This is a genomic window from Nocardia sp. NPDC056541 (genome assembly GCF_042794235.1).
Taxonomy (GTDB): Bacteria; Actinomycetota; Actinomycetes; order Mycobacteriales; family Mycobacteriaceae; genus Nocardia.
This window is the reverse complement of record NZ_JBHTUD010000001.1, coordinates 135,880-148,897: the sequence shown is the minus strand read 5'-3', so window position 1 is coordinate 148,897 and position 13,018 is coordinate 135,880. Positions and strand designations below refer to the sequence as shown.

14 protein-coding genes are annotated in these 13,018 nt (G+C 67.4%); 6 read left to right on the top strand and 8 right to left on the bottom strand.

Annotated features, from left to right (window positions below; genetic code table 11):
- The first annotated feature begins 151 nt into the window (after positions 1–151).
- Together ACFQ9R_RS00615 and ACFQ9R_RS00610 are read left to right on the top strand one after the other, a co-directional pair.
- Entirely contained in the window at positions 152–385 is a 234-nt protein-coding gene (locus ACFQ9R_RS00615) for a hypothetical protein (RefSeq protein ID WP_378987271.1), read from the top strand.
- A 522-nt stretch (positions 386–907) separates the two neighbouring features.
- Positions 908–1,564 (top strand): nitroreductase family protein, encoded by a 657-nt coding sequence (locus ACFQ9R_RS00610; RefSeq protein WP_056817616.1) that lies wholly within the window; start codon positions 908–910, stop codon positions 1,562–1,564.
- Between the two features lie 258 nt (positions 1,565–1,822).
- Here the strand turns inward: ACFQ9R_RS00610 and ACFQ9R_RS00605 are convergent, their stop codons facing one another.
- Entirely contained in the window at positions 1,823–2,239 is a 417-nt protein-coding gene (locus tag ACFQ9R_RS00605) for a hypothetical protein (protein WP_378987268.1), read from the bottom strand.
- 337 nt (positions 2,240–2,576) lie between these two features.
- Between ACFQ9R_RS00605 and ACFQ9R_RS00600 the strand changes: the two genes are divergently transcribed.
- Together ACFQ9R_RS00600 and ACFQ9R_RS00595 are read left to right on the top strand one after the other, a co-directional pair.
- The gene (locus ACFQ9R_RS00600; protein ID WP_378987265.1) at positions 2,577–2,723 is read left to right on the top strand and encodes a hypothetical protein; all 147 of its coding nucleotides are present in this window, start codon (positions 2,577–2,579) and stop codon (positions 2,721–2,723) included.
- Positions 2,704–2,865 (top strand): hypothetical protein, encoded by a 162-nt coding sequence (locus tag ACFQ9R_RS00595; RefSeq protein ID WP_378987262.1) that lies wholly within the window; start codon positions 2,704–2,706, stop codon positions 2,863–2,865. The genes ACFQ9R_RS00600 and ACFQ9R_RS00595 overlap by 20 nt, the downstream gene beginning before the upstream one ends.
- 108 nt (positions 2,866–2,973) lie before the next feature.
- On the opposite strand, the gene ACFQ9R_RS00590 is transcribed toward ACFQ9R_RS00595, so the two are convergent.
- From ACFQ9R_RS00590 to ACFQ9R_RS00575, 4 genes are all read right to left on the bottom strand, one after another.
- Positions 2,974–3,618, bottom strand: a complete 645-nt coding sequence (locus tag ACFQ9R_RS00590) for an NERD domain-containing protein (RefSeq protein ID WP_378987259.1) — start codon at positions 3,616–3,618, stop codon at positions 2,974–2,976.
- 605 nt (positions 3,619–4,223) lie between these two features.
- Positions 4,224–5,468 carry an RNA polymerase sigma factor gene (locus ACFQ9R_RS00585; RefSeq protein ID WP_378987256.1) on the bottom strand — a complete coding sequence of 415 codons (1,245 nt, stop codon included), beginning with the start codon at positions 5,466–5,468 and terminating at the stop codon, positions 4,224–4,226.
- Positions 5,465–5,857, bottom strand: coding sequence for a YciI family protein (locus ACFQ9R_RS00580; RefSeq protein WP_378987253.1), 393 nt, complete (start codon positions 5,855–5,857; stop codon positions 5,465–5,467). Before ACFQ9R_RS00580 ends, ACFQ9R_RS00585 begins: the two co-directional genes overlap by 4 nt.
- Before the next feature lie 337 nt (positions 5,858–6,194).
- Positions 6,195–7,064 (bottom strand): universal stress protein, encoded by an 870-nt coding sequence (locus tag ACFQ9R_RS00575; RefSeq protein WP_378987250.1) that lies wholly within the window; start codon positions 7,062–7,064, stop codon positions 6,195–6,197.
- A 203-nt stretch (positions 7,065–7,267) separates the two neighbouring features.
- Here ACFQ9R_RS00575 and ACFQ9R_RS00570 point away from each other — a divergent pair, with 203 nt between their 5' ends.
- Complete coding sequence (locus tag ACFQ9R_RS00570; protein ID WP_378987247.1) at positions 7,268–8,200, top strand: CHAD domain-containing protein; 933 nt, start codon at positions 7,268–7,270, stop codon at positions 8,198–8,200.
- A 3-nt stretch (positions 8,201–8,203) separates the two neighbouring features.
- On the opposite strand, the gene ACFQ9R_RS00565 is transcribed toward ACFQ9R_RS00570, so the two are convergent.
- From ACFQ9R_RS00565 to ACFQ9R_RS00555, 3 genes are all read right to left on the bottom strand, one after another.
- Entirely contained in the window at positions 8,204–9,940 is a 1,737-nt protein-coding gene (locus ACFQ9R_RS00565) for a GAF domain-containing protein (protein ID WP_378987244.1), read from the bottom strand.
- A gap of 41 nt (positions 9,941–9,981) precedes the next feature.
- On the bottom strand, positions 9,982–10,626 hold the full coding sequence (locus ACFQ9R_RS00560; protein ID WP_378987241.1) for a response regulator: 645 nt from the start codon (positions 10,624–10,626) through the stop codon (positions 9,982–9,984).
- A gap of 65 nt (positions 10,627–10,691) precedes the next feature.
- On the bottom strand, positions 10,692–11,105 hold the full coding sequence (locus tag ACFQ9R_RS00555) for a hypothetical protein (RefSeq protein ID WP_378987238.1): 414 nt from the start codon (positions 11,103–11,105) through the stop codon (positions 10,692–10,694).
- Between the two features lie 127 nt (positions 11,106–11,232).
- Here ACFQ9R_RS00555 and ACFQ9R_RS00550 point away from each other — a divergent pair, with 127 nt between their 5' ends.
- Entirely contained in the window at positions 11,233–12,939 is a 1,707-nt protein-coding gene (locus ACFQ9R_RS00550) for a SulP family inorganic anion transporter (protein WP_378987235.1), read from the top strand.
- The last annotated feature ends 79 nt before the right edge of the window (positions 12,940–13,018 follow it).

Genomic DNA, 13,018 nt, shown 5'->3' with positions numbered 1-13,018 from the left:
CGGGGTTTCATCGCCGGTATCGACCTGGCGCAACGTGTGCGGCATGGTGCGGGCGGCATCAGCGATGATGTGGGCGTCACGGGCAACCCCCCGAAATCAGGGGGTTTCGATCCATGTCTAAATACTTGTGTTTCACACTAGGCTCGCTCGCATGCTCGTGAAACGCTTTACTGCCCTTGCCATCGCGGTCGCCGCGTTCGGCGCCGCCTCCACCGGACTCGCCGTCGCCGTGCCCGAAACACCGACGCAGCCCACCATCAGCCACACCGCCGCAGCCGAACCGGTCGTCCTGCAGACCGGCTCGGCCGTAATCGATCTACTCGCGTACATCGCGGCGGGCTGCATCGGCAGCTGGAGCCCGGCCCCGCCCGCGCACTGCGTCTGACATCGACCAGGCGGGCCCGTCGGACGATCCGCGGGCCCGTTCCACACTGAACGCGCGCCCATGCCGACTATGTAATGTCGGCTAGGGCCTGCTCGAGCTGAGTCCTATGGTCTGGGGATGGCCCTCGATGCTCGGTACCAAGCAGTTCCTTACGAACCGCTGCTCGAACGCGCGATGCGTGATCGTGAGGCCGCCGAGAACGCGATCCAGTTTTTCAGCAGCTTGGCTACGGCCTGAGGTCGTGACGAAAGATCAACGGCACGACATGATCTCGAAAGCCTGCATCGGTGGAACGTCTGCACTTGCCGAGTTGAGCGTGGTGTGACGGGCGGGAGGTGCGGTGCGCCGGATCGAGGCTTGGGCAAGATCTGGCCTGCGGAGCTGATCGCATCGGTGAACAGCGATTTCGTGGTGTGCTGGGGGATGGCGATGCCCGTGAAGGGATCTTCGCATACTTTGATATGCGCACCGTCGACTATATGACGGGGCGATCCTGATACCGAGCGCAAGATGGGAGAACGTATGACTGTCGAGTTCCCGCATCTCGACCTGTCCGCGGACGAGGTACTGACCACGACCCGGTCGGTGCGCAAACGTCTCGACCTGGATCGGCCGGTGCCGCTGGAGGTGGTCACCGACGCATTGGAGGTAGCGCTCCAGGCGCCGTCGGGCAGTAACCTGCAAGGCTGGCATTGGATCGTGCTGACCGATCCCGAGCCCAAGAAGATCGTGGCCGAGTACTACCGCAAGTCCTACACCGCCTACGCTGCGGCGGGCGCGGCCGTGCGGCAGGCGAAGCCGCCGAAGGACGCCGATACCGCGGAGAAGGTGGCTTCGAGTGCGACCTATCTGGCGGAGGTGATGGAGCAGGTACCGGTGCTGGTGATCGGTGCGATCCACGTTCCGGGTGGGCAGATGCCGGAGGGGAACCAGGCCGGTCTGTGGGGTTCGCTGCTCCCCGCCGCCTGGAGCTTCGCGCTCGCACTGCGTGAGCGCGGCCTCGGGTCTGCGTGGACCTCACTGCATCTGGAGTACGAACGAGAGGTCGCCGAGGCGCTGGGAGTTCCCCCGAGTATTCGGCAGGGCGTGCTCTTGCCTGTTGCCTACACGAAGGGCACCGACTTCAAGCTCGCCAAACGCGCCCCGCTCGACACGGTACTGCACGTCAACAAATGGTAGTGCTGAGCCGATTCGCCCGCAGCTTCGTCTACGCCGGCGGTCGAGAAGCTCTACTCGGCAGCGGCGGGTAGATAGGTCTGTCTTTCTGGACTGCGCAACACGTTCACTCTTGCGGTCTCGGTCCGCTGTTCTGACACTGTTCGGTGGCGTTGACCTCGACGCTGTTGACTCCGGTGGCGGGGCCGACCCAGGCTCAAAACCCGTAGGCTCGATCGGTCCACGCCCCCTCGACCTCTGCGACGCCGTGCTGTGGTCGGGTCAGTGCGTCACGGCGTCGGCGGAGCGGTCACCGAAGGGATGTCGCCAGGTGCGGCGTGCGCTCGCACTACGCGGTGTCTTCGCCAGCACGGTCCCCTTCTCCTTCGGTTCGGCCGAAGGACGGAAGGTCCGCCCGCTCGTGCCGGTGCGACGGGCGAGCCGAAGATCGGCCTTGGTCTGACGCAGGCGCTGCGACGAACGGTGCGCGCCGGCGGTGAGCAGGACCAGGCCGAGCATGCCGAGGGCTCCGAGCACGACCGCGCACAGGAACAACGTGCCCGACGTTGCGGTGATGTGGTAGCCGAGCAGGCTGAAGTCGTCGCTGAGCGTGTGGGCGGGTCCGCTGTTGCTCAGCACGCCCGCCGTGCCGATCACCACCGCGGCGATGAGCAGGACCAGGCCGAGGAAAACAATCATGAGAGTCTCCGAATCCGGTTACACCGGTATACGTGTGGTGCCGCCCGCCCGCCGGCCGCGTGCGAGTCGAGCCGATGAGCGGACCGACGATCGTGATCCACGGTGCACAGCGACCCGGCGTCACCGCCCTTCACCCCGTGGAATACCCCGATCCGAGCGGGCGACGCAGCTGCCGGGGCGCGATCGTCGAGATGTCACCGCTGGCGAGTGGAAGGCCGGTCGCCGAAAGCCTCACCGCGGCTCCGCGATTCGGGGTGGTACCGGCAGGGTGCGGTCGGCGAACCGCCGCAGCACAAGTACCGCGAAGAGCCCGTTCGGCTCGAGCCCCTCGCAGCTGATGCTCAGCTTCGCCGCGCGGCACGGCGACGACCCGCGCACGTTGCTGCTCACAGCGCCGGGCTGGGTGAAGACCGATCTGGGCGGCCCCAGTGCACGCCTGAACATCGACGAGTCCATGCCACGCCATGGGTGCGGGCTCGGATAGCGCCCCCGCCACCGATACTGTCGCTCAGTACCTGCTGGCCACCGTCGCTGTGCCGACTTGGTGGCGAACGTGGATCAACCCGACAGTACTGCTGCTGGGCATCGGTCTCGCGTACGCGTCGACGATGTTCGCCGTGCGCTGACATGGGCGGGTCTCGCCGCCCGTCACGCTCGAGGAAACGCTCTCGAACTGCAGCCCACCGAACTACCGGGGCCGACCACAGCGCACCGCAGTCGGCCCAACGTCCGGGTTATGCGCGCGTGCGGATCGGTTCGCCGAGCGCGTCGGCAAGGATGGTCGGGTTGTTCTGGAACAGCGGGCCCAGGCCGAGTCTGGTCAGCACGCGCGCGACCTGGTCGCTGTCCCAGCGGGCTGGTTCGGCGTGGTCCAGGTGTAGGTAGTAGCGCCACACGTCGTAGTCCTCGATCACGATGTCGATCATCGGTGGGGTGTGAGCGCAGTCCAGGCGCGGAACCTGCTGTCGCGGAAGCAACATCACCAGTGCCATCCCAAAGACGAGACACTGTTCGCCGGTCACCTCGGTGATCCAGTTCTTGGTGGCCAGGCTCGCTGCGCGGGCCTGCTCGGCCGGGTTGTGGCCGGTGTCGTTGCCGTACAGGTCTGCGACACGACCGTCGTCCATGAGCCACGGCCCGTTCGGTGGCACCACCAGCACTCCGTCCTGGCGTCGGCGAAAGCCCTTGATCTCGGTGGCGATACAACGTTGCGGTGTCCAGACCAGAGCGTCGACCTGACGGGAGCGGTGGCCGCGGCCGGGGACCTCGACGTTGAGCACCGCGACACCGGGCTGGTTCGGGCTGGCCTGGACCCAGTTGGCGAAACGCAGCGCGGCACCGGACAGATCCCGGCGCCTGTTGTTGACCAGCAGCAGCATGCCTCTGCACCCCCGTTCGGTTCCCGTCGGCGAGCCACTCCCGCCCGGCTACGTGGAACCTGTCGCACCAACAGTATCGGCTGAGAACGGCTGCGCTGGTGGCGATTTCGGCTACGGTGAAGCCGCAGGAGTCGAGCATCCGGGCGCCGCGAGTCGGTGGCGGTGCACGACCCCGGCTCGCTTCGTCGCTCTCGGTGAGGCGGTGGACATGCTGCGCATCGTGGAGGAGTACGACAAGGGCTACTACGCGCACTTGCGCCGATCGAGCGCAGCGACCAGGTCGGGAACCTGTGGCTCGATCTCGGCGCTGACCAACGCCAAAGATTCTCGGAGTTCGCCGCCCAGTTCGATCCGGCGACACTCGGCGCCGAGCCTGCTCGCACTGCCGGCGAGCTGTTACTGCCGGAACCCCGTATGTCTCCGGTCCAGGGAGGGATCGGGCAGGTCGACGATCTCGAGAACCTCCGGGCCGCCGAAGCGGCTGAACTGCGCTGCGCGCATGACGCACTCCTTCCTCGGAAGAAGTAGCGGATCCGTCGATACCGCGTGTGTGGGCACCCCTGTCCGGACCAATACACGTTTCGACTCCATCACCTCAACCCGCGTCATTCTCGGCCGGCGAGGCGACGCATCCGATCGTTGAGGTACCGCTGTTCAGGGACGCTGGTGGCGAGTTGAGCGGCCCTCCGATAGCTTTCGACGGCGCCGGTCCGGTCGCCGATCATTTCCAGTAGGTGTGCGCGTACCGCGTGGGTTCGGTGATGACGCCGCATCGACGGGTTGTCGAGCAGGGGAGCGATCAGGTCCAATCCCTGCTTCGGGCCAAAAACCATGCTGATGGCGATGGCCCGGTTGAGCGTCACCACCGGGCTGGGTCCCACTCGGTCGAGCATGTCGTAAAGGATGCTGATCTGCCGCCAGTCCGTGCTCTCCCACGTGGGCGACTCCGCGTGCACGGCAGCGATCGCCGCCTGCAACTGGAACCGGCCGACGTGGCCGCGGGGCAGGACCCGCTCCAGGATTGCGACACCTTCCGCAATCAGGTCCCGGTCCCACCGGGAACGATTCTGTTCCGCCAACGGGATCAGGTTGCCGTTCTCGGAGCGGGTCTCCGCTCGCGAGTGGGTGAGCAGCATCAGCGCCAGAGCGCCCGCAACCTCGTCGTGATCCGGTATCGCACAATGCAATTGACGGGTCAGCCGGATTGCTTCACCGGTCAGACTCCAATCCACCAGTGCGCCACCGGCAGAACGGGTGTGACCCTCGGTGAACAGCAGGTGGCACACATCGAGTACCGACGTGACGCGCGAGGGCAAGTCCTGTTCGCTCGGGAGCTCGAACACAGCACCGGCCGACCTCAGGATCGACCGAGCCCGGGTGAGACGTTGCGTCATGGTTCGGTGCGGAACCAGGTAAGCGGCAGCGATCTCGCGGGTTCCCAGTCCACAGATGGCGTGCAGAGTCAACGCAACCTGCGAGGAGCGGCTGAGACTCGGGTGACAGCACAGAACGAACATCTGCAGCATGTCGTCGCAGTCGCCGGCAGTCGCCTGATCCGCCGACGGCGCGATGTACGCGCCGCCGGGCTGTGCGACGGCCACCGCCTCTTCGCGCCCAGCCCGTGCGCGGTCGGCCCGCAACCGATCGATCAATCGCCGCGACGCCACGGTGATGAGCCAGCCGCGTGGATTGGCAGGCACCCCGTCGCGACACCACTGCACCGCCGCCGCCTCGGCTGCTTCCTGGGCGGCGTCCTCGCAGTCTGCGAAGTCACGATGCCTGCGCAGCAGGGCAGCGAGGACGTGCGGCGACTCGTGCCGCCACACGTCCTCCACCACCGGGTCACTCACTGGTCGTCGCCGCCCGGCCACATCGTCGGCCGCAGTTCGACGGTTTCGCCAGGGCCGGCGAATTGCGCGGCGATCTCCTCGGCGCGGGTGCGGTCTTCCACATCTATGAGGAAGAACCCCGCCAGGTGCTCTTTGGCCTCCGAATACGGCCCATCGGTTACCAGCGGTTTGCTGTCACTCCACCGATACAGCCGCGATGATTCGGGCGCCCCGAGGGCTTCGCCCGTCAGCAACTCGCCCTTCTCCTGCATCTCGCCGAGCAGCTTCTCGAAATCGGAGTTCATTTGACCCCGCTGCTCCTGCGACATCGTCTGGTACTCGGGCAGGTAGTCACCCGTCGGATGTCCCCAGGGCTGCGGATTGGAGTGAATCAGGATCACGTATTTCATCACGACTCCTTCGCGATCGCGGATGCGCCCGGATGACCCATCCTTACCTGAACGTCGGAGTCCACGCCCTGATATCGACATCCCAGTTGCGTTCGCCTACCCGCCGTGCGAGGGCGAGGTTCTGCGGCGCGGGCGGAGTACGTCTTGCTGGTCCACTGCCGCCCTCCTCGCCCCATGTCCGTGGTTGCTTGATGCCCGGAGTTGATCCCGAGCGCTGGGGGTGACCGGATCGGCGGGCCTGAAGACCGCTGGCCCTGCCCGGCGAAACGACCTACTGCTATGTGGTCGCCGAGGATGGTGCCAGGTACCGGATTCCGCGTCGAGCAGCGCACGTAGTTCAATTGCAGGTGGTGGGCCTGGCGATGATGAGCGGGCATTCGGCGCTGTGCAGTACCGCCTGGGAGACCGAGCCCAGAGTCATGCCGGCGAATCCGCGACGGCCGTGGCTGCCGACGACGACGAGTTGTGCGGCTGCGGAGGCGGTGAGGATCGCTTCGGCGGGCAGCTCCTCTGCGACGACGCGCTCGACCGACACCTCGGGGTACTTCTCGGCGTAGCCGGCCAGGCATTCCGACAACACCGCTTCGGCCTCGGTCTGCATGGTCGTGCGCGCTTCGTAGCGGTAGAACTCCGACCAGGTATGGACTGCCACCAAACCCGCACCGCGTTGTGCGGCCTCATCGAACGCGATCGCGATCGCGTCGGCGCTGCAGGGCGAACCGTCGACACCGACCACCACCGCGCCGGTGTCGGCTACCGTTTCCGGAATCACCGCGACGGGGCATTCGGCGTGGCAGGCGAGTGATGTGCTGACCGAGCCGAGCAGGGTGCGACGCACTGCGCCGAGCCCACGGCTCCCGACGACCACCAGCCGCGCCGATCTGCTGCGCTCGCGCAGCACGGAAACCGGGGAACCGGACACCGCGCCAGTGGAAATGACGGTCTGGGCGATGAGGGGGACCTTCGCGGCCGTTGCCGCAGCCGCGGCGACGATGGATTCGCCGTGGGTGCGCAGCTGTTCCGCATCGTAGAGTGGCCCGACGAGGCCCGGTCCGTAGTCGACCGGGACATCGATGGCGTAGACGAGCTGCAGCGGGGCGCGGTGCCGCGCGGCGTACTCGGCAGCCCAGCGCAGGGCGATGCGGGACTGCTGCGATCCGTCGACGCCGACGACGACCGGCCGGTTCGGATGTCCAGGAGTGAACATGATGTGGGCCTTTCTGTTTCCTCCACTGTGAGCCGGGCTTTCGCAGCGCAGCAGGGTCAGATGTCCCGTGCGGAGAGGCACTAGGTCGTCGGCGAGAACACCCCGATCGGGGACCTGCGGGGGCGAACGACCCTGGGCGGGTGACGGTGTTGCGAGCAGGGTGGAGACAGAACCGTTCACCCACTCAGCAAGGCAGGTTTGCGATGAAGACCGAGAGCCCTCTCACCGTCGATGTCCGCGAGCCCGCGTCGGTGAGCACGTTGCTGGCCGGCTACCTGCACACTCAGCGCGAGACGATCCTGGATGGTCAGATCACGGTCGAGGCGCACGACGATCCGGATTCGGTCCCCGCCATGGTGATCGCGGCGCGGCGGGCCCGTAGCGTCCTGAGCGCACACCGGCGAACCGTTCATGCCGAGCCGGAGGTGCGCAGACTGATCGAGGAACTGCGCTGGTTCGGTATCAGCGTTGGCGCGGCCCACGAGCTGCGGACACAGTCGGCGCGATTGCACGCCGCCGTTGATGTGCTGCGTCCGCGCTATGTCCGCGGACCGGTGCGCGCCAGGATCAGCGAGTACTTCGGGGAACGAACCAGACTCGCCTGGATGGCCGCCTGTGACCTGCTCGGATCGGCCCGGTTTCCCGCGATGATCGAGGACCTGATGGCCGAGGAACGATTGCTGTGCGGCGGCGTTGTCGCGGGGATCGACGATGTCGACAACACCGTGGTGCTCGGCGCGTTGCTCGATCGGGTCAGGTCGCGCATGCGTGCGGTCGACTCGGCGGGGGAGGAAGACGCCCGCGACGCGGCGATCCACGCATTGCGCAAAGCGATTCGGCGCACCCGCTACTACCTCGAGAGCGTGCGCAATCTCGCGCCGGCGCGCACCGCGCAGGCGTGCGGGGGCATGACCGCGATACAAGATCTGCTCGGCGAGCACCAGGACGCGGTGGTGGCCAAACACCACCTGATCCAGATCGCCAGGGAAGCTGAGAACGCCGACGAACCGACATTCACCTACGGGTTGCTGTTGCAGCGCGAAATCGACCGGACCGAGCAATGCTCGGCGGACTTGCCGTCGGCCTACTGGCGATCACTGCGTGATGCCCGGGTGATGGCGGACGTGCACGCGTAGAAATCAGTCCAGCGGTGCCGTCCAGCGCATGGTGGTTCCACCTTGGGGCCTCGGTGTGATGGTGAAGGTCCCGCCCATCTCCGCGGCGCGGGCCGCCAGATTGGCCAGGCCACTGCGGCGGCCGATCTCGGGGTCGATACCGGTCCCGTCATCGGTGACCTCGATCGACACCTCGTCGCGCACGGTGAGCTCCACCGCCACCGTGCTCGCCTTCGCGTGCCGCACGACATTGCTCACCGCCTCGCGCAGGACGGCTTCGACATGATCGGACAGCGGTGGCTCGAGCACGGTGACCGGCCCGGCCAGCCGGACCGTGGTGCGCAGGCCGATCTCGTCGGTCATATCGGTGATGATGTCGTGCAGGCGTTTGCGATAGGTCGAGGAGTCGGTGGTGGTGTTGCTCTGCAGGTCGAAGATCGAGAAGCGGATGTCCTGCACGATCGCCTGAATGTCGTCGATGGTCTCGTCGAGACGCCCGCGCACCTCGGTCGACCTCGCTCGCTGCATCGTGCCCTGCAGTGACAGGCCGACCGCGAAGAGGCGCTGGATGACGTGGTCGTGCAGGCCGCGGGCGATGCGGTCGCGGTCGGCATAGACGTCGAGTTCGCGCATCCGACGCTGGGTGTCGGCCAGCTGCAACGCGACCGCGGCCTGGTCGGCGTAGGTAGTCATCAGCGCCTGGTCGATCGCGCTGAGCTGCGCCGCACCGGCGGGAAACACCGAGGTCAGGACGCCGGTGACCGAGCCGTTCGCACGCAGGGGCAAGGTGAGGACCGGCCCGAAATCGTCGACCGAGTCGAAGATCGGGGTCTGGGTGGGGGAGGCGGCGGCGACGGTGCGCCCGGACCGGAACGCCTCGGCCGAGTGCGAATCCTCGAGTGGGATGTGCTTGCCGATCAGGCTGCCGGCATCGATCCCGGCGGCGGCGACCACGACCAGTTCGGTGATCTCATCGGGGGGAACATCCGGGTCTTCGGGCAGCGCGAGAAATGTGCAGGCCGAATCGGTGAGGGCGCGTCCGCGTTCGGCGACCAGGCCGAGCACGTCGGCGGACGGGCTGCCCGCCAGTAGTTCGGTCGCCACATCGCGGATGGCTTCGAGCCACTGCTGGCGGACGCGCGATTGTTCGTAGAGCCGGGCGTTCTCGATCGCGATGCCCGCGGCGGCGGCGAGCGCCTGCACCACCACCTCATCGTCTTCGGTGAATTCTTGACCGCCCGCCTTCTCGGTCAGATACAGATTGCCGAACACCTCGTCGCGCACCTTCACCGGCACGCCGAGGAACGTCCGCATAGGTGGGTGGTTGGCGGGGAAGCCGACCGAGGACGGGTGGTCGGAAAGATTGGACAGCCGAATGGGTTTCGGGTCGGCGATGAGCAGACCGAGGACGCCGTGCCCGCGGGGCAGGTCGCCGATCAGCACCCGGGTGCGATCGTCGATGCCCTCGTAGACGAACTCGGCGAGCTGATTGCTGTTCTTCTCGGTTTCCCGCACGCCCAGTGCGCCGTAGCCGGCGTCGACGAGTTCGATCGCGGTGTGCACGATGGTGCGCAGGGTGTTGTCCAGGTCGAGCCCCGCGGTGATCACGAGCATGGCTTCCATCAGCCGGTCCATCCGGTCGCGCACATCGACGATCTGGGCGATCCGGTCCTGGACTTCGGCGAGCAGTTCACGCAACCGCAGCTGGGACAGGGTCTCGGTCACCGGCGCCCGGCCACTGGCCCCTGACGTGTTGTCCATAGGGCGCATTCTTCCACGCCGGGGGTGGGTGGCGACGGCTGTTACCTGCGCTGTTCCCGATTCAGGTCGGCCGCCATGACCGCGGCCTGGGTCCGGCGCTCGACACCCAGTTTGGTCAGCAACCGGGACACATAATTCTTGACGGTTTTCTCGGCGAGGAACATGCGCGCGGCGATCTGCCGGTTCGTCAGACCCTCGCCCAGCAGCGACAGCAGCGTGCGTTCCTGTTCGGTCAGGGTCGCCAGCGGGCCGGTCTTCTCCTCCGCTTCCGAGCGCAGCTTGGCCATCAGGGCAGCCGCGGCCCGATTGTCGAGCAAGGACTTGCCTTCGCCGACCTCGCGCACGGCGCTGATCAGTTCCAGGCTTCTGATGTCCTTGACGACATAGCCGCTCGCACCGGCCAGAATGGCGTCGAGCATGGCCTGTTCGTCGGTGAACGAGGTCAGGATCAGGCAGCGCAGCTCGGGTTCGGTCGAGAGCAGTTCACGGCACAGTTCGATGCCGTTGCCGTCGGGTAATCGGACGTCGAGCACGACCACGTCGGGGCGCAGTGCCGGGATGCGGGCGAGGGCTTGCGAGCAGGATCCGGCCTCGCCGATCACCTCGAGATCGGGTTCGAGGGCGATCAGGTCGCCCACGCCGCGCCGGACGATCTCGTGGTCGTCGACCAGGAACACCGTGATCATCGCTGACTCGCTCTCGCCTCGGTCGGGCTGTTGTCTCCCATCTTCGCGCATCGTCGTCGCTCGGTTCAGCGTCGAATCGCGGAGCGGTGGGTGAGCGGTGGGGCGCCGAGGGTGGCGATCGTGACGGCCAGGACCACACACAGCGGCTGCAGCCAGCTGAATTCCCGCAAGATCAACAGCTGCAACAGGATCCAGCCGATCAGCGCGCAGGCGGCGATCATCGCCGTCTGCGCGGTGCGCTTGTCCTCGCGGGCGGCATCGAGGGTGACGACCGTCATCGGCAGACCGACCACGAGTGCCAGCAGCACCCCGGCCAGGATCGGGCTCTGCCACGGCAACCGGTCCTCGGCTGTCGGTCCGAGCGTCAGCGCCCCAGTGATCAGGGCGAGCGCCCCTGCGAGCGCCCACGTGGCCAGGAAGCCGGTGATCAGGCACAGGACGGACCGACGGGGGTCGAATCGTCGCAGGTAGGTGGACATGGGTAAAGCCTCGCGCGTTCGGGCCGGTCACCGGCAGGGCCGAAGGTCACGCGGAACAGGGACCCGGGTCCCGATCCGGTGACGTTCAGCTGTCTCGGCACCGGGTTCGGCGCACAATGCTGGGACGGTGTGGACACGTGTGCTGCCGGGTCTTCGGCAATTCCAGGGTTATCGACGGGCGTGGCTGCGTTCGGACGTGGTCGCGGGCGTGACGGTCGCCGCGTACCTGATCCCGCAGGTCATGGCCTATGCCACGGTCGCCGGACTGCCGCCGGTGGTGGGGCTGTGGGCGGCGGTGGCCCCCCTGGCGGTGTACGCGCTGCTGGCGACCTCACGACAGCTGTCGGTCGGACCCGAGTCGACCACCGCACTCCTCACCGCGGTGACCTTGGCACCGCTGGCCGCGGGCGACCCGGAACGGTATGCGGCGCTCGCCGCGGCGCTGGCGCTGCTGGTCGGGCTGATGTGCCTGCTGGGAGCACTGATGCGACTCGGGGTGCTCGCGGACCTGCTCTCGCATCCGGTGCTGGTCGGGTATCTGGCGGGGACCGCCGGGCTGATGATCGTCGGCCAGCTGGGGCAGGTCACGGGTGTGCCGGTCACCGGGACGTCGGTCACCGCGCAATTGCGCTCGTTCGTCGCCGAAATCGACCAGTGGCATCCCGCGACCGCCGCGGTGGCGGGTTCGGTGCTGGTCCTGCTCCTGGTGATGGCGAAATGGGCACCGCGCGCACCGGTCCCGCTGATCGCGGTACTGGCCGCGACCGTCGCGGTGGCGGTGATCTCGCCGCAGCGGCTCGGGATCAGCGTGATCGGCGCGGTTCCCGCCGGTCTGCCGACGCCGGCGTTTCCGGGTGTCGGTGTCGATGAGGTGTCCGCGTTGCTGCTGCCCGCCGTCGGCATCGCGGTGGTCGCCTTCTCCGACAACGCGCTGACCGGGCGGGCGTTCGCGGCGCGCCACGGCACCCATGTGCAGGCCGATACCGAGCTGGCGGCCCTGGGGGTGACGAATGTGGCCACCGCGCTGACCAACGGATTTCCGGTGAGCTGCAGCGGGAGCCGCACCACCATCGCCGACCTGCTCGGTGCGCGCACGCAGCTCTACGCGCTCGTGACTCTCGCCTCGGTGCTGGTCGTACTGTTCGGCGCGGGCGGCGTGCTGGCCGGATTCCCCTATGCCGCGCTGGGCGCGCTGGTCGTCTACGCGGCGCTTCGGCTGATCGATGTGGCCGAGTTCCGCCGGATCGCCCGCTTCCGGCGCAGCGAACTGGTGCTCGCGCTGGGAACCGTGCTCGCCGTGCTGGTGCTCGGTGTGCTCTACGGCGTTCTCGTCGCGATCGCCCTGTCGGTGTTCGACCTGCTACGCCGCCTCGCCCGCGCGCACGACGCGGTGCTCGGATTCGTTCCCGGTCTCGCGGGCATGCACGACGTGGACGACTACCCCGACGCGAAACCCGTTGCGGGACTGGTGGTCTACCGCTACGACGCGCCACTGTGCTTCGCCAACGCCGAGGATTTCCGGAAGCGGGCGCTCGCCGCCGTCGGGTGGTGGCGCGAGCGAAGCGGGGAACCGGTGCGCTGGTTCGTGCTCAGCGCCGAGGCCAATGTCGAAGTAGATCTCACCGCGCTCGACGCGGTCGAACAGGTGCGTGCCGAGCTGGTCTCGCGCGGGATCGTCTTCGCGATGGCGCGGGTCAAACAGGATCTACGCGAGGAGCTCGATGCGAGCGGGCTCACCGGACGCATCGGTCCCGATCGGCTGTTCCCCACGCTGGCAACCGCGGTGGCGGCGTTCCGATCCGATCCGGGGCCGATCGGCCCGGTCGCGCGATGACCTTGTCCCCTGATACGGCGGGCCGGACCCGACGATGCTCGATGTCGAGAGCGCGATCGTCACGCGATCGCGATGACGA

Coding starts and splice junctions, on each gene's coding strand:
- ACFQ9R_RS00570 (WP_378987247.1), top strand. CDS start 7,268: ATGAAGACCGAGAGCCCTCTCACCGTCGATGTCCGCGAGCCCGCGTCG.
- ACFQ9R_RS00560 (WP_378987241.1), bottom strand. CDS start 10,626: ATGATCACGGTGTTCCTGGTCGACGACCACGAGATCGTCCGGCGCGGC.
- ACFQ9R_RS00610 (WP_056817616.1), top strand. CDS start 908: ATGACTGTCGAGTTCCCGCATCTCGACCTGTCCGCGGACGAGGTACTG.
- ACFQ9R_RS00615 (WP_378987271.1), top strand. CDS start 152: ATGCTCGTGAAACGCTTTACTGCCCTTGCCATCGCGGTCGCCGCGTTC.
- ACFQ9R_RS00580 (WP_378987253.1), bottom strand. CDS start 5,857: ATGAAATACGTGATCCTGATTCACTCCAATCCGCAGCCCTGGGGACAT.
- ACFQ9R_RS00595 (WP_378987262.1), top strand. CDS start 2,704: ATGGGTGCGGGCTCGGATAGCGCCCCCGCCACCGATACTGTCGCTCAG.
- ACFQ9R_RS00565 (WP_378987244.1), bottom strand. CDS start 9,940: ATGGACAACACGTCAGGGGCCAGTGGCCGGGCGCCGGTGACCGAGACC.
- ACFQ9R_RS00605 (WP_378987268.1), bottom strand. CDS start 2,239: ATGATTGTTTTCCTCGGCCTGGTCCTGCTCATCGCCGCGGTGGTGATC.
- ACFQ9R_RS00555 (WP_378987238.1), bottom strand. CDS start 11,105: ATGTCCACCTACCTGCGACGATTCGACCCCCGTCGGTCCGTCCTGTGC.
- ACFQ9R_RS00600 (WP_378987265.1), top strand. CDS start 2,577: ATGCTCAGCTTCGCCGCGCGGCACGGCGACGACCCGCGCACGTTGCTG.
- ACFQ9R_RS00590 (WP_378987259.1), bottom strand. CDS start 3,618: ATGCTGCTGCTGGTCAACAACAGGCGCCGGGATCTGTCCGGTGCCGCG.
- ACFQ9R_RS00575 (WP_378987250.1), bottom strand. CDS start 7,064: ATGTTCACTCCTGGACATCCGAACCGGCCGGTCGTCGTCGGCGTCGAC.